Origin of the sequence: Pseudomonas sp. W4I3 (assembly GCF_030816195.1) — a bacterium.
Taxonomy (GTDB): Bacteria; Pseudomonadota; Gammaproteobacteria; order Pseudomonadales; family Pseudomonadaceae; genus Aquipseudomonas.
In genome coordinates this window covers 4,667,280-4,689,155 of sequence record NZ_JAUSXS010000001.1, presented here as the reverse complement: position 1 = coordinate 4,689,155, position 21,876 = coordinate 4,667,280, and the positions used below count along the sequence as shown (strand labels likewise).

18 protein-coding genes are annotated in these 21,876 nt (G+C 61.8%); 16 read left to right on the top strand and 2 right to left on the bottom strand.

Annotated features, from left to right (window positions below; translation table 11 throughout):
• Positions 1–130: 130 nt before the first annotated feature.
• Positions 131–2,122, bottom strand: a complete 1,992-nt coding sequence (gene mnmC, locus QF045_RS21225) for a bifunctional tRNA (5-methylaminomethyl-2-thiouridine)(34)-methyltransferase MnmD/FAD-dependent 5-carboxymethylaminomethyl-2-thiouridine(34) oxidoreductase MnmC (RefSeq protein ID WP_306493880.1) — start codon at positions 2,120–2,122, stop codon at positions 131–133.
• A gap of 154 nt (positions 2,123–2,276) precedes the next feature.
• Here mnmC and pap point away from each other — a divergent pair, with 154 nt between their 5' ends.
• From pap to QF045_RS21160, 13 genes are all read left to right on the top strand, one after another.
• Positions 2,277–3,791, top strand: coding sequence for a polyphosphate:AMP phosphotransferase (pap, locus tag QF045_RS21220; RefSeq protein WP_306493879.1), 1,515 nt, complete (start codon positions 2,277–2,279; stop codon positions 3,789–3,791).
• An 834-nt stretch (positions 3,792–4,625) separates the two neighbouring features.
• Positions 4,626–5,810: a thiolase family protein gene (locus tag QF045_RS21215; RefSeq protein ID WP_306493878.1), complete on the top strand. Its 1,185-nt coding sequence runs from the start codon at positions 4,626–4,628 to the stop codon at positions 5,808–5,810.
• 498 nt (positions 5,811–6,308) lie between these two features.
• Positions 6,309–6,818 carry a fimbrial protein gene (locus QF045_RS21210; protein WP_306493877.1) on the top strand — a complete coding sequence of 170 codons (510 nt, stop codon included), beginning with the start codon at positions 6,309–6,311 and terminating at the stop codon, positions 6,816–6,818.
• Between the two features lie 51 nt (positions 6,819–6,869).
• Positions 6,870–7,430, top strand: coding sequence for a fimbrial protein (locus tag QF045_RS21205; RefSeq protein ID WP_306493876.1), 561 nt, complete (start codon positions 6,870–6,872; stop codon positions 7,428–7,430).
• A gap of 20 nt (positions 7,431–7,450) precedes the next feature.
• Positions 7,451–10,054 carry an outer membrane usher protein gene (locus QF045_RS21200; RefSeq protein WP_306493875.1) on the top strand — a complete coding sequence of 868 codons (2,604 nt, stop codon included), beginning with the start codon at positions 7,451–7,453 and terminating at the stop codon, positions 10,052–10,054.
• Positions 10,051–10,812 (top strand): fimbria/pilus periplasmic chaperone, encoded by a 762-nt coding sequence (locus QF045_RS21195; RefSeq protein WP_306493874.1) that lies wholly within the window; start codon positions 10,051–10,053, stop codon positions 10,810–10,812. The genes QF045_RS21200 and QF045_RS21195 overlap by 4 nt, the downstream gene beginning before the upstream one ends.
• Positions 10,813–10,829: 17 nt before the next feature.
• On the top strand, positions 10,830–11,411 hold the full coding sequence (locus tag QF045_RS21190; RefSeq protein ID WP_306493873.1) for a fimbrial protein: 582 nt from the start codon (positions 10,830–10,832) through the stop codon (positions 11,409–11,411).
• Between the two features lie 10 nt (positions 11,412–11,421).
• Positions 11,422–11,904, top strand: a complete 483-nt coding sequence (locus QF045_RS21185; RefSeq protein WP_306493872.1) for a fimbrial protein — start codon at positions 11,422–11,424, stop codon at positions 11,902–11,904.
• A 43-nt stretch (positions 11,905–11,947) separates the two neighbouring features.
• Complete coding sequence (locus QF045_RS21180; protein ID WP_306493871.1) at positions 11,948–12,427, top strand: fimbrial protein; 480 nt, start codon at positions 11,948–11,950, stop codon at positions 12,425–12,427.
• 11 nt (positions 12,428–12,438) lie between these two features.
• Positions 12,439–12,975, top strand: a complete 537-nt coding sequence (locus tag QF045_RS21175) for a fimbrial protein (protein WP_306493870.1) — start codon at positions 12,439–12,441, stop codon at positions 12,973–12,975.
• Positions 12,976–13,011: 36 nt separating this feature from the next.
• Positions 13,012–13,980: a fimbrial protein gene (locus QF045_RS21170; protein ID WP_306493868.1), complete on the top strand. Its 969-nt coding sequence runs from the start codon at positions 13,012–13,014 to the stop codon at positions 13,978–13,980.
• Between the two features lie 167 nt (positions 13,981–14,147).
• Positions 14,148–15,104 (top strand): fimbrial protein, encoded by a 957-nt coding sequence (locus tag QF045_RS21165; protein WP_306493867.1) that lies wholly within the window; start codon positions 14,148–14,150, stop codon positions 15,102–15,104.
• A gap of 73 nt (positions 15,105–15,177) precedes the next feature.
• The gene (locus QF045_RS21160; protein WP_306493866.1) at positions 15,178–16,134 is read left to right on the top strand and encodes a DMT family transporter; all 957 of its coding nucleotides are present in this window, start codon (positions 15,178–15,180) and stop codon (positions 16,132–16,134) included.
• A gap of 194 nt (positions 16,135–16,328) precedes the next feature.
• Here QF045_RS21160 and QF045_RS21155 read toward each other — a convergent pair whose 3' ends face one another.
• A complete protein-coding gene (locus QF045_RS21155) occupies positions 16,329–17,717 on the bottom strand; it encodes a class II fumarate hydratase (protein WP_306493865.1) in 1,389 nt (462 codons plus the stop codon).
• 193 nt (positions 17,718–17,910) lie between these two features.
• On the opposite strand from QF045_RS21155, the gene QF045_RS21150 reads away from it, so the two are divergent.
• The 3 genes from QF045_RS21150 to QF045_RS21140 all read left to right on the top strand — a co-directional run bounded on the left by QF045_RS21150 (position 17,911) and on the right by QF045_RS21140 (position 21,855).
• Entirely contained in the window at positions 17,911–18,429 is a 519-nt protein-coding gene (locus QF045_RS21150; protein WP_003175221.1) for a DUF2059 domain-containing protein, read from the top strand.
• Positions 18,430–18,435: 6 nt separating this feature from the next.
• Positions 18,436–18,729, top strand: coding sequence for a BolA family transcriptional regulator (locus tag QF045_RS21145; protein ID WP_306493864.1), 294 nt, complete (start codon positions 18,436–18,438; stop codon positions 18,727–18,729).
• 138 nt (positions 18,730–18,867) lie between these two features.
• Positions 18,868–21,855 carry an RHS repeat-associated core domain-containing protein gene (locus QF045_RS21140; protein ID WP_306493863.1) on the top strand — a complete coding sequence of 996 codons (2,988 nt, stop codon included), beginning with the start codon at positions 18,868–18,870 and terminating at the stop codon, positions 21,853–21,855.
• Positions 21,856–21,876: the final 21 nt, after the last annotated feature.

The following is a 21,876-nucleotide window of genomic DNA, read 5'->3' as shown; positions in this document are numbered from 1 at the left end:
GTCAATACTCAATACGCACCAAAAGGGCGCTTACTCAGAAACTGACCCCAGGCACAACGCCGGAGTTTTAGAACGATAAGTTATAAGTGGACTTTTATTAATGGCGCACGCCGCATTCGTCGCTTGGCGCTCAGGATGCCGTGCGCGGTTTGCCGCGTATCAATTCGCGCAAGGCGAAGCGGTTCGGATGACAGGCCTGGGCGACGCTCAGGGGCACGGGCAAGGGCTCGTTATCCAGCCATGCCGCCAGCAGTTGCGCCGATAACGGCGCGGTGATCAACCCGCGAGAACCGTGGCCGCTGTTGATGTACACACCGTCGAGCCACGGGCACGGCGTAGCGGGTACCTGGCGTGCATCCCTGGCCAATACGGCGTACGCCTGGGCAAACGCGGTGGCATCGGCCAGCGGGCCGACGATGGGCAGGTAGTCGGGGCTGGTGCAGCGAAATGCAGCGCGGCCCTGCAGGGTGTCGAGCGACTCGCCTTCCGGATGCAAGGCGTTCAGCAAGGCCGGGGAAATTTCCCGCAGCATGGCCAGGTTATCGGCATGTTCGGCGAGGGTGGGCGTGAGATCGTCGCTTTTGAAATCGAAACTGGCGCCCAGGGTGTGTTCGCCCAGCCGTGCCGGCGCGACGTAGCCTTGGCCGCAGACCACCGTGCTCAACGCTTGGCTGGCAGCGGTTTGCGCCAGGCAGGTGATTTGCCCGCGAATACGCTTGAGCGGCAGCGCGGCGCTGAAGGCAAAGCGCTTGATCTCGGCGGCGCCGGCGAGAACCACCACCGGCGCGCTGGCCACCAGCGTCTCGCCGTTGTAGGCCTGCCATTGGCCGTCAATGCGTTGCAACGTCAGCGCCTCCTCATGCAGGCGCACTTGCACGCCGGGATGGCGGGCCTGCCACTGGCACAACGCAGGCGGATGGACCCAACCGCCTTCGGGGAAAAACAGCCCGCCCGTGTCCAGTGGTATCTGGGCGTGGGCCTGCGCCTGGGCGGCATCCACGCGGTGCAGCAGGTCCGGCGTGAACGCCTCGGCCAGTTGCGCCTGGCGTTCGGTCTCCTTGGCATTGAACGCCAGTTGCAGCACGCCGCAGGCGTCCCAATCCACCCCACGCTGCAAATGTTCAAGCAGCCGGCGCGTGTAGCCAAACCCGCTGACAATCAATTGCGACAGCGCCGTGCCATGGGCCGAGAGCTTCAGGTACAGCACGCCCTGGGGGTTGCCGGAGGCTTCCTGGGCCAGGGCGTCGTGGCGTTCCAGCAGGCACACCTGCCAGCCTCGCGCCGCGAGGCTGGCTGCGGTGCAGCAACCGGCCAGCCCACCGCCGATCACCAGGGCTCGGCGTTCACCGGTCGCAGGGGCTGGCCGCGCAAACCACGGCGCGGTCACGGCGGGCGGTGGCGTGTGTTCGGGCCAGCCGAGAAACTCGCCGCGCAGGATCTCCCATTTGTGGCCGATGCCCGGCGTGCGTTTCATCTTGAAGCCGGCGGCATTGATCAAGCGCCGTACCCAACCGGTGCTGGTGAAGGTGCTGATGGTCGAGCCCGGTGCCGCCAGGCGCGCCAGTTCGGCGAACAGCTCGGAGGTCCACATGTCCGGGTTTTTCGCCGGGGCGAAGCCGTCGAGAAACCAGGCGTCAACCTGTGCATCCAGTTGCGGCAATTGCTCCAGGGCATCGCCGATCAACAGCGTCAGGGTCACGCGGCCATGGTCCAGCACGAGCTGCTGGAAGCCTTGGTGAATGGCGACGTACTGGGCCAGCAGCGCTTCGGCGTAGGTTTGGAGTTCGGGCCAGAGGGCGAGGGCGCGTTGCAGGTCGTCGTGGCTCAGCGGGTATTTCTCCACGCTGACAAAATGCAGGCGTGCCCCGGCCACCGCGTGTTGATCGAACAGCTGCCAGGCGCATAAAAAATTCAAGCCGGTGCCGAAGCCGGTTTCGCCGATGACCAGCCGCCCACCCGCTGGCAAGGCGGCGAAGCGCTCCTGCAAACGGTTCTGTTGCAGGAACACATAGCGGGTTTCTTCAAGGCCCGACTGGTCGGAGAAATACACGTCGTCGAACATCCGCGAATGCGGGCGACCGTGGTCGTCCCAGTCGAGCTGGGCGTGGGCGATGGGGGTCATGGGCGGCTCATAAATAGACAGCGGGCAAACACTAGGCGGCCATTCTAGCCGATCGACAGGCCTGGAATTGACCCATGGCAAGCATCGGTGGAATTTCCCTCCGCGCGTTGCTGCCCAATCCGCTAGTCTTGAGCATCTTGAAACGGAGCAGCCCATGTTCGAATCCGCCGAAATCGGTCACGCCATTGACAAAGACACCTTTGAGGCCGAAGTGCCCGCCCTGCGCGAAGCCTTGCTGGAAGTGCAGTACGAGCTGCAACAGCAGAAGCGCTTCCCGGTGATCATCCTGATCAACGGCATCGAGGGCGCGGGCAAGGGCGAGACGGTCAAGCTGCTCAACGAGTGGATGGACCCGCGCCTGATCGAAGTGCGTACCTTCGACCAGCAGACCGACGAGGAACTGGCGCGCCCACCGGCCTGGCGCTACTGGCGGCATCTGCCGGCCAAGGGGCGCATGGGGATTTTCTTCGGCAACTGGTACAGCCAGATGCTGCAGAGCCGGGTCCACGGGCGCATCAAGGACGCGCGTCTGGACCAGGCCATTGCCGGGGCCGAGCGCCTGGAAAAGATGCTGTGCGATGAAGGGGCGCTGATCTTCAAGTTCTGGTTCCACCTGTCCAAGAAGCAGATGAAAGCGCGGCTCAAGGCGCTGGCCGATGACCCGCTGCACAGTTGGCGCATCAGCCCGCTGGATTGGCAGCAGTCGGCGACCTACGACAAGTTTGTGCATTTCGGCGAACGCGTGCTGCGCCGCACCAGCCGCGACTACGCGCCGTGGCATGTGATCGAAGGTGTCGACCCCCATTACCGTGGGCTCACCGTGGGCAAGATTTTGCTCGAGGGCTTGCAGAATGCCTTGAAGCTGCCCAAGGGCAAGGCCAGCGGCATGAACCCGGCGCCCTTGATTGCGTCGGTGGACGAGAAAAGCCTGCTCGACAGTCTCGACCTGTCCCTGCGCCTGGACAAGGACGATTACGAAGAACAACTGATTACCGAACAAGCGCGCTTCTCCGGCCTGATGCGCGACAAACGCATGCGCAAGCACGCGTTGGTGAGTGTCTTCGAAGGCAACGACGCGGCCGGCAAGGGCGGGGCGATTCGACGCGTGGCGGCCGCGCTGGACCCGCGCCAGTACCACATCGTGCCGATTGCCGCGCCCAGCGAAGACGAGCGCGCCCAGCCGTACCTGTGGCGGTTCTGGCAAAAGATCCCGGCCCGCGGCATGTTCACCGTGTTCGACCGCTCCTGGTACGGCCGTGTGCTGGTGGAGCGCATCGAAGGCTTTTGCACCCCGGCCGACTGGATGCGCGCCTATGGCGAGATCAATGACTTCGAAGAGCAACTGCGCGATGCCGGGGTGATCGTGGTCAAGTTCTGGCTGGCTATCGACAAGGACACTCAGTTGGAGCGTTTCCAGGCGCGCGAAGAAATCCCTTTCAAGCGCTTCAAGATTACCGAAGACGACTGGCGCAACCGCGACAAGTGGGACGACTACCGTGCCGCCGTCGGCGACATGGTCGACCGTACCAGCACCGAAATTGCGCCGTGGACCCTCATCGAAGCCAATGACAAGCGCTGGGCGCGGGTCAAGGTACTGCGTACCCTCAACCGGGCGCTGGAGGACGCGTTTGCCAAGAGCGACAAGCACGACAAGAAGAAAAAGAAATGACCTTTGAAGGTTGATCGCGAATTGCTGGTCAACCACCGTCCAATGTGGGAGGGGGCTTGCCCCCGATAGCTGTGGGTCAGCTGCGAATTTGCTGACTGATACACCGCCATCGGGGCATAGGTAGCTACACAACTTTGTAGCAGCCTACGGTAACCACGATGCGAAGCGAGCCGCTCTTGATCTTGATCTTAGGCGCCCCGTTAAACCACGCTGGCCGCAATTCGACAGTGATTTGGGGGGTAAACCGGCAGGGATGCCGGTTTAGCCGCCCCGCGCCATGGATGGCGCGTGGCGGCGGCCCTCCAAATCACTGTCGGATTACGGGCACACCGAGCGTGAGCGAGGTGCCGAGTGGTGGGGCAGGAGCCCTTTTGGTTACTTTTGGGGCTCTTTTCCAAAAGTGACCCGCCGTAAGGGCGGAACCCTAAGCCGCCGTTACCGCAGCAACGGATATGTACGCGCTCTGATCCAACATCCTGGTCGGCTGTCAGGCCGCCATCGGGAGCAAGCCCCCTCCCACAGGTTGGCTCATTCACTCAGTCAGGCCAGTGGCCGTACTTCGCCAACCTGCAGCTGGCATTGCCTGGCGCGTGATACCTGCCCCCGCAAATCAAAGGTGGAAGGGGGCTTGCCCCCGATAGCGGTGGGTCAGCTGCGAATGTGCTGACTGATACACCGCCATCGGGGGCAAGCCCCCCTCCCACATTGGATTCCCATGCATCCGATAGACCGCATACCGGCCTCATGCTTTTGCATCCATGCAGTGAATGATCATCGCGGTCGCCCAGGGCCCGCTCTATCCTCGGTCCACAACCACAAGATCGAGGTAGCCCCATGCGTGAAGTAGTGATCGTCGACAGCGTGCGAACCGGCCTGGCCAAATCCTTTCGGGGCAAGTTCAACCAGACCCGCCCTGATGACATGGCGGCCCATTGCGTCAACGCGCTGTTGAGCCGCAATGGTATCGACCCGACAACGGTGGAGGATTGCATCGTCGGCGCTGGCTCCAACGAAGGCGCCCAGGGCTACAACATCGGGCGCAATGTGGCGGTGCTGTCCCAACTGGGCACCGGTACGGCGGGCATGACGCTCAACCGTTTCTGTTCGTCGGGCTTGCAGGCGATTGCCATTGCCGCCAACCAGATTGCCTCGGGGTGCAGCGACATCATCGTCGCCGGCGGCGTTGAGTCCATCAGCCTGACCATGAAAAGCGTCAACACCGATCACCTGATCAATCCGCTGCTTAAAGAGCAGGTACCGGGCATCTACTTCCCCATGGGCCAGACCGCCGAAATCGTTGCGCGGCGCTACAACGTCAGCCGCGAAGACCAGGACCTGTACGCGCTGCAAAGCCAGCAGCGCACGGCCCAGGCCCAGGCCGATGGCTTGTTTGATGATGAAATCGTGCCGATGGCGGTCAAGTACCGCGTCGAAGATAAAGCCACCGGCCAGGTGCAAGTGCTCGACGGCGTGGTCGACCGCGACGACTGCAATCGCCCCGACACCACCTTGGCCAGCCTCAGTGGCTTGAAGCCGGTGTTTGCCGAAGACGGTTCGGTGACCGCGGGTAACTCGTCGCAGCTGTCCGACGGCGCGTCGATGACCCTGGTGATGAGCCTGGAAAAAGCCCTGGCGCTGGGGCTCAAGCCCAAGGCGTTCTTCCGTGGTTTTACCGTGGCCGGCTGCGAGCCGGACGAAATGGGCATTGGCCCGGTGTTCTCGGTGCCCAAGTTGCTCAAGGCCAAAGGCTTGCAGGTGGCGGACATCGACCTGTGGGAGCTCAACGAAGCGTTTGCCTCGCAGTGCCTGTATGCGCGTAATCGCCTGGGCATCGACAATGCCCGGTACAACGTCAACGGCGGTTCGATCGCCATCGGCCATCCGTTCGGCATGACCGGGTCGCGGCAGGTGGGGCACCTGGTGCGTGAGCTGCAACGGCGGGGTTTACGCTACGGCATCGTCACCATGTGCGTGGGTGGCGGGATGGGCGCAACCGGGTTGTTTGAAGCGGTGCGCTAGAGGGATTGACGGTTGCAGCGCGTGTCACAGGGGGAGCTTAGCTCCCCCTGTTTGTATCGGCCATTCGTGAATGCAACTTGCCCTGTCGGTTGAATTTCTTAGTTGCAAAACCCCAGTAAGGTTTATTGTTTTAAACGGGTGTGTAGTCATATTCTTACGGTTATATCTGGCTCTGAATTATTAGCATTAACGTGCATGTAGTCCAATTCCTTCAGCCAATTTATTAGTTTTGGCAAATGGCCATAATTTTCCTGCAAGCCTTGATATGCAAAGGCTACATCGTTAGAAGAAACAGCTGGCTTACTTCTTCAAGTGTGAAGCGGACACTTGCCCGGCGTTGAGCGTGGTCCTGAAATGCAATACAAAAAGTTGGAAAGCACGGCAGGAGCAACCCCTCGAAGCATTGGTCATACCGCTCTTTTAATCAGCCCTGTGCCTATTGGTAGCAAGGCTTCTTAATGACACTTGTTAAGTGGGAATCTGTAGATGAAAACCAAAATGAAAACTGTGCTGTTGTCTGTCGGTCTGCTGGCGGGTTCGATGTCGATGGCGCACGCGGCGGACGGAACGGTGACGTTTTTGGGGTCGGTCCATTCGGGGGCTTGCTCCATCAAGCCTGACTCCGTTGATCAAACCGTTCGCCTGGGGGCGATAGCCAAGCATCAGCTGCAATCGGGGGGCAAATCCGAAGCCCGGCGCGTGCTGATCGAGCTGGAAGGTTGCGATCTGACGGGCCTCACTGACAATACGGTCACCACGACCTTCACCGGCGCGCCATCCACCGTTGTACCGGGCGCGATCGGTACGGTCGGCGGTGCCGGCGGCGTGGGCATCATGATGACCCACGGCGGCGACCAGGTTCAGTTGGGTGTCCCTACCGCACCGCAAATCATTGCCGTCGGCGATAACACCCTGGAGTTCGGTGCCTATGTACAAGGCGCCGCCACCGGCACCATCGTTCCTGGCGACTTCAGCGCGGTCACCAATTTCACCTTGGCTTATCAGTAAGTTTTTCCCCCGCCACCTGGTGTGGCGGGGGAACGCTGACAGGAGATCCAGGTGAAAACATTCATACGTTTGGCTTTCGCCTCTTCATTGACGACGTTCATCAGCCCTTGCGTGGTCGCCCAGGCGTCAACGCAAGGCGATGGGGTCGTGCTGCTGGGAGGCGAAGTGATTGATTCCGCCTGCGGGCTGGAACTGGGCAGTATCGATCAAACCATTGAAATGCCGCCCGAACCGGTTGGCCGGCTCTTGCGCAACACGCGGGGCGAAGACCACCCGTTCCAGTTGCGTCTGGTCAATTGCTCGTTGACCCGCCCGGACCCGTCGCGCCCGGGTGCAACCCTGCCTGACTGGGAGCACATGCGCGTGACGTTCGATGGCCCCACCGACAGGGCCGGGCTTTCCTTCGCGGTCTTTGGCGCTTCGCAGGGGGTTGCCCTGCACATCGTGGATGCCGCCGGCGAAGAAAGTCTGCCGGGGCAACGCATGGCCCCGGTGCCGCTGGCCGAGGGCGACATGACACTCAACTACCGGTTTTACCTGGTCGGCAACGGCTTGCCATTGGTGGTTGGGGCTCACAGTGCCGCGGTGCGGTTCAAGTTGGAATACTTTTGAACAGTGATGGACAGGCTTGCATGTTGAATACGTCGAAGATCAAAAATACGCTTCGCCCCGGACTGTTAGGCGGCTTGATGTCACTGGCGGGCACTGCAATGGGCGCCGGCGATATCGAGTTCAATACCGACGTTCTCGATCTGAGTGATCGCACCAATATTGACTTGTCTCAATTTGCGCGCAGCGGATTCATTCTGCCAGGCACTTACTCGATGGCTGTGCAACTGAACGCCCAGCCTATTCCTGAACAAGCGGTGGCGTTCTATCCCCCCGAAAACGATCCCAAAGGCAGCCAGGCCTGTTTGTCGCACAGTCTTGTCGAGCAATTGGGCCTGAAAGTCTCCGAAGCCGGCAAACTTGCCTGGTGGAGGGACGGCGAATGCCTGGATATCGCCAGCTTGCCGGGCATGGAAGTCAGTGGCGACCTGGCCACCTCGACCCTGAGCATCAATCTGCCCCAGGCGTACCTTGAGTACAACGCCATCAATTGGGACCCGCCTTCCCGTTGGGACGAAGGGGTGCCGGGGTTACTGGTGGACTACAGCCTGACGGCGCAGTCCAACTACCAGAAGAACGACGGCCAGCGCAAAAACCTCAGTGGCAACGGCACCGTCGGCGCGAATGCCGGCGCGTGGCGCCTGCGGGCTGATTGGCAAGGACGCGTGGAAGATGGCCGGCAGGAAGCGGCCGGGCCGCAAAAGCTGGAATGGAGCCGTTACTACGCGTACCGCGCTATTGCGGCGTTGAAGGCGCGCCTGGTGGTGGGGGAGAGTTACCTGTATTCGGACCTGTTCGACAGCTTCCGTTTCACCGGTGCTTCGCTCAATTCGGATCAAAGCCAGCTGCCACCGAACTTGCGTGGTTACGCGCCGGAAGTGGTCGGCGTGGCCAAGACCAATGCAAAAGTGATCATCAGCCAGCAGGGGCGTGTGCTTTACGAGACGCTGGTCGCGGCGGGCCCTTTTCGCATTCAGGACCTCAATGATGCGGTGACCGGCAAGCTCGATGTGCGCGTGGAAGAACAGGACGGTTCGGTCCATACCTTCCAGCTCAACACGGCCGGTGTGCCGTACCTGACGCGCCCAGGCCAGGTCCGTTACAAGCTGGCGACTGGGCGACCGTCCAACCTTCAGAACGGCTCCGATGGCAATGTCTTCGGTACCGGAGAGTTTTCCTGGGGCGTGAGCAATGGCTGGTCGTTGTTCGGTGGCGGCATCACCGATAACAACTACCGGGCCTTATCCGTGGGGGCCGGTCGGGATTTGCTGGCGTTTGGCGCCGTCTCGCTGGATGTCACGCAGTCCCATGCCAGCGTGTGGAACGAGACGCTCTCGGGTAAATCCTACCGCCTTCAATACTCCAAGAACTTCGAACAGTACGACAGCCAGGTGACGTTCGCCGGTTACCGTTTTTCCGAGAAGAACTTCCTGAGCATGAGCGAATACCTGGATGCCCGGTATTACGGGCTGAACGGCGAACTCGGCGGGCGTGGGGACTATCGCGACCCCGATGAGGGCTGGAAGCCTATCGGCGGCAGCAAGGCGCTGTACACGGTGACGGTCAACAAGCAGTTTCGTGACCTGGGCGCCACCGTCTACGCCAGTTACAACAAGCAAACCTACTGGGATCGGCCGGACACCCATCGCTGGAACCTGTCGCTGTCGCGCTACTTCAATGTGGGCACGGTCAAGAACATGAGCCTGTCCCTGAACACGTACCGCACCCAGGAATATAACTATAAGGATAACGGCATGGCGCTGACCGTCAGCCTGCCGTTGGGGCGTACCGGCACACTCTCGCTGGATGCCAGTCGAGCCGCCGGCAAAAACAACGTTGCAACGCGCTACAGCGATCGCCTCGATGAGCGTAACAGCTACCAGCTCAGCGCGAGCGACACGTCTGCCAGCGGTTACCTGAGCCATATGGGCGACTACGCCGACATCGATGTGAGCGCCAGTCGGCAGCAGGGCGGCTCCAGCAGCCTCGGTGTCTCGGCGCGCGGCGGTGCCACGCTCACCGCCTACGGCGCCGCGCTGCATCGAACCACCAGCACCGGCGGCACCCGCCTGATGGTCGATACCGCGGGTGTGCCCGATGTGCCCGTACGCGGTTACGGCGCGCCGACCCGCAGTAATGCCTTCGGCAAGGCCGTCATCTCGGACATCAGCAGCTACCAGCGCACTGCCGCCAGTGTTGATCTGGAGCGCTTGCCGAGCAACATCGAAGCCACTCAATCCGTCACCCAATTGACACTCACCGAAGGCGCGATCGGTTATCGCTCGCTGGACGTGATCGCCGGTGAAAAGGCCATGGCGGTGTTACGCCTGGCCGATGGCGGTTCGCCGCCCTTCGGCGCGACGGTGAAAAACCTCAAGCAACAGGACACCGGCATCGTGAATGACGGCGGCCATGTCTACCTGAGCGGCATCCAGGCCGGCGAGCAGATGTCCGTCAGTTGGGGTGGCGGCGAGCGATGCCTGCTCACGTTGCCGGCCACCTTGCCCGCCGATGGCTTGACCGACGCCCTGCAATTGCGCTGCCAGACGGTAGTCGCTGACCCATCCTTGCCCGAGCCCGCCGGGCTGACCGGCAAGCCTACCGATACGGAGAACACAGCATCATGAGATCGACCACAGGTTCCACATTCCCGGCCTTTGCGCTGTTGGCCCTGGGCTTGAGCCAGAGTGCCAATGCGGCGGTGGGTCTGGACCGTACCCGGGTGATTTTCGACGGCGGCAAAGACGCCACCAGTGTGAACATCACCAACAACAATACCCAGCTGCCGTATCTGGCCCAGGGTTGGATCGAGGATGAAGCCGGTAAAAAAATCACCACACCGTTGATCGTGCTGCCACCGGTGCAACGACTGGAGCCGGGCAAACAAAGCCAGGTGAAAGTCCAGGCGTTGCCGGCGGCCAAGGCGCTGCCGCAGGATCGGGAAACGGTGTACTACTTCAACTTGAGGGAGATCCCGCCGCGCAGCGATAAGTCCAACACCCTGCAGATTGCCCTGCAAACCCGCATCAAGTTGTTCTACCGACCGCAAGCCATCACGCCGAGCCAGCAGGACTTGTCCAACCCCTGGCAGGAGAAGCTGACCCTGACCCGTGAAGGCGATCAATACCGGGTGAATAACCCGACGCCCTACTACGTGACCCTGGTGGATGCGCGCAGCAGCAAGGACGGTAAGACCGTGCCCGGCTTTACGCCGCTGATGGTGCCGCCCAAGGGCGCGCTGACGCTGGGGGCCACGGCCAAGGCGTTGGGTACTAGCCCTTATCTGGCCTATGTCAACGATTATGGCGGGCGCCCGGTGCTGGCCTTCAGTTGCACCGGTGACACATGCCAAGTAAACCCCCAGGCCGCGCCGGCGAATGAGTAATGCTGCTGGAGAACGCCATGAAATCGCAAAAAGTGAAGGCCCTGGGCGGCCTGTTGTGGGTCTTGGCGGTGAGCGCACATGCCGCGGACGAGGAAGATATCGAAGGCATGAGCGGCATGCTGAATGTGCTTGGTTCCATGCACGAGTCGCCTTGCAGTCTGGACATGACGTCTCTGCACCAGACCGTCGACCTGGACGCCGTGTCGACCAGCCAGTTGCAACGCCCCGGCGACCAGGCGACCGCCAAGGCCTTTCAGTTGCGGTTTACCGATTGTCTGCGCACCGCCGGCCGTATGCGCAATGAACGTACGGGGAACTTGACCTGGAGTGCCTACCAACCGGTGCTGTCGGTCACGTTCAGCGCGCCGGCCGACGCCGATGATTCGCGTCTGGTCAAGGTACAGGGCATCACCGGCATGGGCCTGCAGTTGACCGATGCCCTCGGCCGAGACGTGCAACTGGGCTCACGGGGTCAGCCGCTGTTTTTGCCCGTGGGCCGCAATACCCAGACCTGGAATGTACGTCCCACGCGCACTGTCGCGCCGTTGACCAGCGGGGCATTCAGGGCCGTGGTGGATGTCAGGCTCAATTATGACTAAGGGTGCAACGATGGCTAAATCAATCGGCGTGATCGCCGCCGGCGTGTTGCTGGCGCTCAGCCAGGGCGTACAGGCCGCGACCAGTTTGACCATTCGCGCGGTGATCATTGCGCCCCCGCCGTGCGTCATCAACGGTGGCAGCACCCTCGATGTGCCGTTTGGCAATGACCTGCTGACGTCACGGGTCGATGGGGTCAATTACCGTCGCGATGTGCCGTACACCGTCACCTGCGACGCTCCGTTCAGCAATGCGTTGACCCTCGAACTCAAGGGCACCGCGGCGTCGTTTGATAGTCGTGCGCTCTCCACCCGCAAGGCGGACCTTGGGGTCAGGCTGTTTGTGAATGGCGCTGACTGGCCGGTGAACACGATGGTGAATTTTACCTACCCCAATTTTCCCGTGGTGCAGGCTGCGCCCGTCAAGCGTGCGGGCAGCAAGCTGACCGGCGGGGCCTTCGATGCCACCGCGACGCTGGTGGTCGATTACCAATGAGCGCCAGCGACAGAACGGCTACTGATAACAAGAGGAACCACCCATGACAGCTTGGCAGCCGCGAGCGTTGCTCGCCCTATGGGCCATTGGCCTGTGCAGTGGCGCGTCGGCCAACTTGACGTTCAGCGGGACGTTGAATGAGCCGCCACCGTGCACGATCGACGCAGGCAATACCATTGAAGTCGACTTTGGCGATGTCGGGGTGAAACGCGTCGATGGCGTGAGGTACCGCCGAGGGGTCGGCTACGCGATCAATTGCGGTGCCAACACGCTGCCGTGGGAGCTGAAATTGAGCGTCAACGGCACACCCACGGCGTTTGACGGCTCAGCGGTGCAGACCAGCGTGCCTGCGCTGGGCATTCGAGTCTTTCAGAATAATGTGCCGTTTCCACTCAATACGGCCCTGGATATCAGCCTGTCGTCACCGCCGACATTGGAGGTAGTGCCGGTGCAACAGCCCGGTGCAACGCTGCCTCCTGCCAGGTTCACGGCGGTGGCCACGTTATTGGCCGAATACCAGTAGGGAGCTGATCGATGCGATATCAAAGGATTCAAAAGCACGGCCTGGCGCTGCTGTTCATCTTCGGCCTGATACCCATGGCGCACGCGGCAGACAATCTGAGTTTCAAAGGCAACCTGGTTGAAGAGGCTTGCACCCTTCGACCCGGCGACGAAGCCATCGCGCTGGAACTCTGGGACCTCACCAGCAAGTACCTCTATCTCAACACGCGCTCGGTGGGTAAGCGTTTCAAACTGCACCTGGAAGACTGCGACACCACGATTGGCAACTCGGTGACCATCACCTTCGGCGGCGCGCAGAACAGAGAGCTTCCCGGTTTGCTCGCGCTGGACAGTGGCAGCGGCGCCTCTGGCATTGGCGTCGGCATCGAGACGTTGAGCGATAAACCCTTGCCCCTCAATACCGTCAGCGACAAGCAGGTGTTAAGCGACGGCAGCAATGTCATTGAGCTCAAGGCGTATGTGCGGGGCGAGCCGAAAGCCCTGCAGAACCAGACCATCGGGCACGGTGGGTACACGGTGACCTCAACTTTTACGCTGGACTATCCATAACGCTGTTTCTGGGTAGAACAGAGGAGTGAGACCAAGATGAAACGATTATTTGGAGCCACCGTGCTTCTTGTATCGACCGGTGTCAGTACCGCTGTGTCAGCAGCCGATTGCCGTGTGAATGGCGGCGGGTGGGTGCATGTGGGGGCAGGCGGCACGCTGAACCTGCAGGTGCCCGTCATGGTGCAAACGGGTTCGGACAGCTCGCGTATTTACCTCGAAGGGGCTCGGTTGGAATGCCGATTTACGCCGGGTCAGGTTTTTCCCACGTACCGGGACATATGGTGGACCGCGATACAGGCCGGCCCTCCGTGGACGCCCGGCCCTAAATTCACTGACCAAGGCACCGGCTTGCGAATAAACGGTGCTTACCTCAATACCCCGGTCCCGTATGGGATCCAGCTGGCGGTCATGCCCAATAACGGTGTGGGCGTCCCCATCGATGTCACGCCCTACATTCTGATACGCAACAACCCGACGAACCCTATCGACGTGCGGATTGGGGATAATCTGGGCGTGTTGCGCCTGCGTCAGACAAACAACTACGACGCCACCAGCACGGTGCTTGCGCTCACGTACCTTGCGGCCAATAACTTCTCCGTTTCGCCCTCAACCTGCACGATCAACAACAACAACCCCATCGAGATCGACTTCGGCACCGTGAATCAGCGGGCCATCGGCACGGACCCGCTGACATCGTCCATCGTCATCAACCGCAGGCTCATCTATTCGTGCCCGGACGGCGGTATCACTACACCGATCACCATTACGTACAAAGGCAGCCCATCGTCGTTCGACGCACGTCTGCTGCTGATGACCAATCCGGACGTGGGCACGGCGCTGATTCGCGCGGGCTCAGCGGTGCCTGTGAACGGCTTGTTCCAGACCCATATCACCAACAGCGTGGGCGGGGACGATGTGACGTTTTCGCTCGTTCGGCGCACCGGGTCCCTACCGTCCGCCGGGGCCCTGAGCGGGAGCGGTGTGCTTGTTATGGGGGTGCCCTGATGCGTAAGCCAAGCTGGCCTGGTGCGGATGCAGATCCACAGGCAGGCGCGAGCTTGTTCGCGAATACGGTGTATCAGTTGATAACCCTCTAACTGACCCACCGCATTCGCGAGCAAGCCCGCCCTTGAAGGGACGTGCTCTATTTTAGAGGTTTGATGGAGTTCAAGATGCAACGACTATTTGGAGCCCTGGCGCTTCTCGTTTTGACGGGTATGACCACGACCGCGCACGCGGTCGATTGCCGTGTCAACGGGGGCCCCTGGCAAAATGGCAACCCGAACCTACAGGTTCCCGTTACCGTCACCCTGAGTGCAGACCGCAGCAGGATCATGCTGGAAGGCGCAAGACTGGAGTGTCGATTCACCTACAGCGGAGGTCCCGCTTGGCACGCTGACTATTGGGCCAGTGGGAGTGCGGCGGGAACCGCTTGGACGCCCGGCCCGAAATTCGTAAACGAAGGAACCGGATTACGCATCAATGGCGCCTTTCACAACACGCCGGTACCGTCGGGCATACGGATAGTCACCATCCCCAACAACGGGACCTTTTATCCGATCAATGTCACGCCCTACATTCTGCTGCGTAACTATCCATCCAACCCGTTCGATGTGCGCATCGGCGACAACCTCGGTCTGTTGCGTCTGACCAGTTCGAACAACTACGACGGCACCCGACCGCGACTGACCGTCACGTATACCGCCGCCAACAATTTCACCGTCTCCCCGTCAACCTGCACGATCAATAACAACAATCCGATCGAGATCAACTTCGGCAACGTGCACCAGCGGGCCATAGGTACTGACCCACTGACATCCGCCATTGTCAGCCACCGCAGGCTGGCCTATTCGTGCCCGGATGGCGGCATCAATACACCGATCACCATTACCTACAAAGGCACCCGCTCGGCGTTCGATTCACGGTTGTTGATGATGACCAATGCCGACGTGGGCACGTCCCTGGTGCACGCCGGGTCGGCTGTACCGGTCAACGGTTCGTTCCTGACCCGTATCACCAACAGCACGGGCGCGGACGATGTGACGTTTTCCCTGGTACGTCGGGCGGGCTCGTTGCCGGCCGCCGGCCCCATCAGCGGCAGCGGGGTATTGGTGATGGGCGTGCCTTGAACACCGTTGTACCCAAAGCCCAGTGCATGCCCCTAGAATGCCGGTTCCACTTCCTCTGGCATCTGGGGCACTCATGCACATTTCTTCCGGCCGCTGGGTCTACGGTTTTTTCCTGACCCTATTGACCGCGCTGCTCTGGGGCATTCTGCCGATCAAGCTCAAACAAGTACTGCAGGTGATGGACCCGATTACCGTCACCTGGTTTCGCCTGGTGGTGGCCGGCAGTTGCCTGTTTATCTATCTCGCGGCGACCAGGCGCTTGCCCAGTCGCAAGGTGCTCGGCCCCAAGGGCGGTTGGCTGGTGGCGATGGCCGTGTGCGGGCTGGTCGGTAACTACGTGTTGTACCTGGTGGGCCTGAAAATGCTCAGCCCCGGCACGGCGCAATTGGTGGTGCAGATGGGGCCGATTTTTCTGATGGTTGCCAGTGTGTTTGTGTTCAAGGAGCGTTTCAGCCTGGGGCAGGGTGTAGGGCTGATGATATTGATCGTTGGCTTCGGGCTGTTCTTCAACCAGCGCCTGGTGGAACTGCTCACATCGATGGGTAGCTACACCGCAGGCGTACTGACGGTGCTACTGGCGACCACTATCTGGGTGTTCTACGCCCTGGGCCAGAAACAGTTGCTGACGGTATGGAATTCGCTGCAGGTGATGATGGTGATCTACCTGTCGTGCGCCGTGTTACTGATGCCTTGGGCGCACCCGCTGGAGGCGCTGCAACTGAGCCCGCTGCAAGGCTGGCTGCTGCTGGCGTGCTGCATGAATACCCTGGTGGCGTACGGCGCCTTCGCCGAGGCGCTGGCCCATTGGGAGGCATCGCGGGTCAGTGCGACCCTGGCCCTGACGCCGTTGGTGACCTTTGTCGCGGTGGCCTTGGCGGCGTGGCTGTGGCCGGAATTTGTGCGGGCCGAGGAGATCAATGCCCTGGGGTATTTCGGTGCGTTGGTGGTGGTGACCGGCTCGGCGATGGTGGCGCTGGCGCCGTCATTGATGGCCGGGCTCAGGGCCCGGCGATTGCGCATGGCTTCATGATTAAATGTGGGAGGGGGCTTGCTCTATGCCCGTCTGTAGGAGCGAGCTTGCTCGCGAAAAACGTCCAGGCAACGCGTTCATTCAGGATAAACGCGATTGCTCTGAATTCTTCGCGAGCAAGCTCGCTCCTACAAAAAGCCTTAGCTGACTGGCATCAGGGCTTGCCCTCCCACATTTACACGTGCCTTGAGCTGTTAGTGCCCGGCCTCCAGCATATTCTCCGGGCGTACCCACTGGTCGAACTGCTCATCGGTGAGATAACCCAGCGCCAGTGCCGCTTCACGCAGGGTCAGCCCTTCGGCATAGGCCTTCTTGGCGATCTGCGCGGACTTGTCATAGCCGATATGCGGGTTTAGCGCGGTCACCAGCATCAACCCGCGCTCCAAGTGTTCGGCCATCTGTTCGGCGTCCGGTTCGAGGCCGGCGATGCAGTGTTCCTGGAAGTTGTTGCAGCCATCGGCCAGCAGGCGGATCGATTCCAGCAGGTTGTGGATGATCACCGGCTTGTACACGTTCAGCTGCAGGTGCCCCTGGCTGGCCGCGATGCCGATGGTCACGTCGTTGCCCATTACCTGGCAGGCCAGCATCGACAGCGCTTCGCACTGGGTGGGGTTGACCTTGCCGGGCATGATCGAGCTGCCCGGTTCGTTGGCTGGCAGCTTGACTTCGGCCAGCCCGGCGCGCGGGCCGGAGCCCAGCAGGCGCAGGTCGTTGGCGAGTTTCATCAGGGCCACGGCGAGGGTTTTCAGCGCGCCGTGCAAGGTCACCAGCGGCTCATGGCCGGAGAGGGCGGCGAACTTGTTCGGCGCGGTCACGAACGGCAAGCCCGACAACGCCGCCAGCTCGGCCGCAATCGCCTCGCCAAAGCCATGGGGGGAGTTCAGCCCGGTACCGACGGCGGTGCCGCCCTGGGCCAGCTCGCACACGGGGGGCAGGGCGCTGCGGATGGCGCGTTCGGCATAGTCCAGCTGGGCGATAAACGCCGAGAGTTCCTGGCCGAAGGTGATCGGCGTGGCATCCATCATGTGCGTGCGGCCGGTCTTGACCAGCTTCATATGCCGCGCCGCCAGCTCCGCCAGCCCACCGGACAGCACGGTGATGGCCGGCAGCAACTGCTCGTAGACCGCCTTGACGGTGGCAATGCTCATGGCCGTGGGGAAGCAGTCATTGGAGCTCTGCGAGCGGTTCACATGGTCGTTGGGGTGTACCGGGCTTTTGCCGCCGCGGTTATTGCCGGCCAGTTCATTGGCGCGGCCGGCGATCACTTCGTTGGCGTTCATGTTGCTCTGGGTGCCGCTGCCGGTCTGCCACACGACCAGTGGAAACTGGTCGTCGTGCTGGCCGTCCAGCACCTCGTCGGCGGCCTGTTCGATCAGGCGGGCGATATCGGCGGGCAAGTCGCCGTTGCGGTCGTTGACCCGTGCGGCGGCCTTCTTGATCAGGGCCAGGGCATGCAGCACCGCCAGGGGCATGCGCTGTTCGCCGATGGCGAAGTTCACCAGCGAACGTTGGGTCTGGGCGCCCCAGTAAGCGTCATCCGGGACGTGGACGTCTCCCAGGCTGTCGGTTTCGATACGGCTCATCGGGCACACTCCTTCAGGTTCGTTTGCGCAGTTTAGGCTCTGATCGGCCCAGCGGGTTCCAAAAAACACGCTTCATCGGATTTGCAGCGCGCAAAACCAGGCCCGACAAGGCCTGGGGTTGAGCCGCGAGGTTTTTTAGGCGCAGAATGGTCGCCCTTGGGGTCTTACCTCGCCTGCTAGAAAAGGAAACTCGATGACTCGTCTTCGTGCCATCTGTACCGCGGTTGCTCTGGTTTGCGCCAGCGGCCAGGTTTTTGCCGATACCGCCAGCCACAACGCCAGTGCCGAAGCCTTCCTTACCCTGGCCCACGCTGACAAGCTGGGTACCCCGGTGTACATGCAAGTGCAACAAATGTTCGCCCAGCGTTTCGAACAGACCAAGGCGCCCGCCGCCAAGCAGTCGGTCCTCGACAGCTACCAGGCCAAGGCCAATGCTGCCCTGGACCAGGCTATCGGCTGGCCGAAGCTGAAGCCGGACATGGTCAAGCTCTACACCACCAACTTCAGCGAATCGGAGCTCAAGGACCTGGTTGCCTTCTACCAGTCGCCACTGGGCAAGAAAGTCCTGGAGAAAATGCCGCAACTGACCCAGCAATCGGCCCAGATGACCCAGGCCAAACTGGAAAGCGCCGTGCCGGTAGTGAACAAGCTGCTGGAAGACATGACCAATGAGCTGGCGCCCAAGGCAGCCGCACCGGCCAAGAAGAAGTAAACAGGAATGACCATGCAACAGCGTATTGAAACGGCACTCGCCGCCCTGAGCCCGCAACACTTGAGCGTGCTGGATGAGAGTCATATGCACAGCCGTGGGTTGCAGACCCACTTCAAGGCCGTGCTGGTCAGCCAGCAGTTCGAGGGGCTCAACCGCGTCAAGCGCCACCAGAAGGTCTACGCCACCCTGGGTGACCTGATGAGCGAGTTTCATGCGCTGGCGCTGCATACCTACACGCCTGAAGAATGGGCGAACATCGACGCAGCGCCGGCCTCGCCGACCTGCGCCGGCGGGCATTGAGCGCAGCCTCGACCCGCGCGAGCGGGTCGAGGCGATGCCAGTACCCGGATACACAAAACATCCCCCAGCACCACCGTGTTCCACCCCCACTTCCCTAGGCTTTCAAGACTACTTATTCAGCAATAAGGTCTTGAGCTCATGCCTGATTCCGTCCATCGAAACACGCCGTCCCTGGCCGCGGTCGACCCGCGTGGGTTAATTGTTCGTAACATCGGCTACCACCGCGTGAGTGCAGAAGTTGAACCGCAGGTGCGCATTCATCGCCAGGTGTTTGGCAGTACCGGCTTGATGATTGAACAATGGGACCCACGTTTGTTGCAGTTGTCACGCTCACAGCCCGACACTGCGCCCAATCTCCGCACGGTTTATGGCCTTGGCGGACACGCGTTGCGCACCAACAGCGTGGATGCCGGCTGGCGGCTGACGCTGATGGGGCAAGCCGGGCATTTGCTGGAAGAATGGGATGGGCGGGGCGCTCACCAGGTTCATCACTACGATCAATACCTGCGGCCGGTGGCGGTCTTCGAGCAGGCGGCCGGTGACGCCCAAGCGCTGTGCGTCGAGCGTCTTGCCTATGCTTCATCCTCCGATGCAGAAGCTGCACGCAACCGATGTGGCCGGGTGATTCGCCACGATGACGGCGGCGGCTCGTTGTTCCACGAGGTGTATGGGCTGCACACGCAGGTTGTGCAACAGACCCGACGTTTCAGGCGCGCAGGTGCCGCGCTGGATTGGCCGCAGCCCGATGCACAACGCGAGCTGCGTCTGGAACCCGAGGCGTTCCAGACATCCGTTGGCTTTAACGCGTTGGGTGAGCGCCTGCATCACACTGACGCCAAGGGCAATCGCTTCGACTACGCCTACGGCATTGACGGCCAACCGGCGAGTATCGGTGTGACGCCCAGAGGCGGCGCCCGTCAGCAGGTGCTGGGCGAGCGCCGTTACAACGCCGCAGGCCAGGTGCTCAGCGAACGCGCTGGCAATGGCGTTGTGCGCGCGATGCAATACCGCACGTTCGATGGCCGCTTGCGGCAAATGACTGCGCACCTGCCCGGGCAATCGGGCGCAGCACTGCAAGACCTGCGCTACGACTATGACGGCGTTGGCAACGTCGTGCGGATCGACGACCTTGCCCAGCCGACGCAGTGGTCCAGCAATACCCAAATCGGTTCGGCCAGCGTCTATGAGTACGACACGTTATCGCAACTGACCAAGGCCACCGGCCGCGAAACCGCCGGCAACACTGCAGGCCCGGCGTTACCGGCGAGCGTAGCGTTTGGCTCGACTGACGACAGCGTATGGCGTCGCTACACCCAGCGGTTCAGCTATGACGCCGCCGGCAATTTACTCGCGTTGCAACACGTGCCCAGCAGCGGCACGGGCTACACGCGGCAGATGAACGTGGCCGCAGGCAGCAATCATTTTCTGCCGCAGGCCGATGGCCAGGCCGTGCCGGGGTTGGGCCAGGGCTTTGACCGCAACGGCAATCTGCAAGCGTTGGCAGGCGACCACACGATGGGTTGGGATGTGCGCAATCAACTGGTGCGCCTCACGCAGGTGCGGCGCGAGGGGGGCAACGACGATGAAGAACGCTACGCCTACGATGCCACGGGCCAGCGTATCCTCAAACGCCGGGTCTCCCAGGCCCGGGGCGTGGCGCATACGGCCGAGGTGCGCTACCTGCCTGGATTGGAAATTCGCCATGACAGCGCAACGGGTGAGCAGCTCAATGTACTCAACCTCGATGCCGGTACGACCACCGTCCGCGTCCTGCTTTGGGATCGCCACCCTTCGGGCGTGCGCCAGGACGCGCAGATCCGTTACGGCTTGTCGGACCACTTGGGCAGCAGCAGCCTGGAACTGGGCGAGCAGGCGCAACGGCTCAGCCAGGAAAGTTATTACCCCTATGGCGGGACCGCGTGGTGGGCGGCGAAAAACGCCAGCGAGGCGAGTTACAGGTTCATCCGTTATTCGGGCAAGGAGCGCGATGCCAGCGGGCTGTCCTACTACGGCTTCAGGTATTACGCACCGTGGTTGTGCCGCTGGATCAGCCCCGACCCGACCGACGATGCCGATGGCTTGAATCTGTACGCCATGGTGGGCGGTAACCCGGTCACCCAGGTCGATGCGCAAGGGTTGGCCGCAACACCGGCTCTGGAGGCGCCTCGGGGCAACCCAATGCGCCGGCTTTCCATTACCCGCCGTCTTGCGAATATCGGGTGGATCATGCGCCCGAGGGTACAAGCGGCCGCGTCGGCCGCGATTCGCGATGGTTTATCCACCTATATTGCCAATGCGGTCGCGACGGGCATCGATCTGGCGCTATTCAGCAGCATCGAGCCCACGCCGCAACGCAATCAGGCCTTGCGCTATAGCGTCGCGGCGCTTGATGCCCTGGCCACGATGCATATGAGCACCGGTATCGTCGGTAACTGGACCCGCCTTGCGCCACAGATCGGTGCTATTTCGGCAGGCCTCGTGGGAAGTGCTTATGCCCTCCAGGTCGACGTGTTGAGCGTTCAAGGCGAGGAACGCTGGGACCCCATTGCGGTGCAGCGGTTGGGCGGGCATGTCCGCTCGCTCTCCAGGGAACTGGTGCAGCAGATCATGCGTGGACACGGCACCGGCGTGTCCTGGGGCAACACTTCCCTGCGGGCCAGGGTCGGCCGCACCGCCGGCTCGACGGCGGCGTACGCGGTTGCAACCGTCGCCAGTGCGGTGTACGGCGGGGAAGTGCCTGCGCTGATGCAACCCAATGTGTCACCCGCAGTTGAAGCCTACGGCGGGGCGATGGGAACGATGATTCGCAGCGGCCACCCCATGGCCGTTCACGATCCCCATGGCCTGACCGTGCAGGCGCCGGACCCTGCGGCGATGATGCACGGCGGGCTGAGCAGAATGTTCAATCAGGTGTGGACGTACTGGGCCGCGACTGGGGTCGAAGCATTGGCCGTTGCGCTGACCGGCCTGCCCCAGGCCGCGCAAAGCCGGGGCACCCGCACGATGGTCATGGCGGCCCGCGGCCTGATTGCATCACTGACCGAATGGCGCGGCTTTTTCGTCGCGTTCGCCAGGCGCGGGTACACCACCCTTGCCTCGAACTGGGGCACAGCCCGGCGACGCTGACGAGCACATGAATGGGCCGCC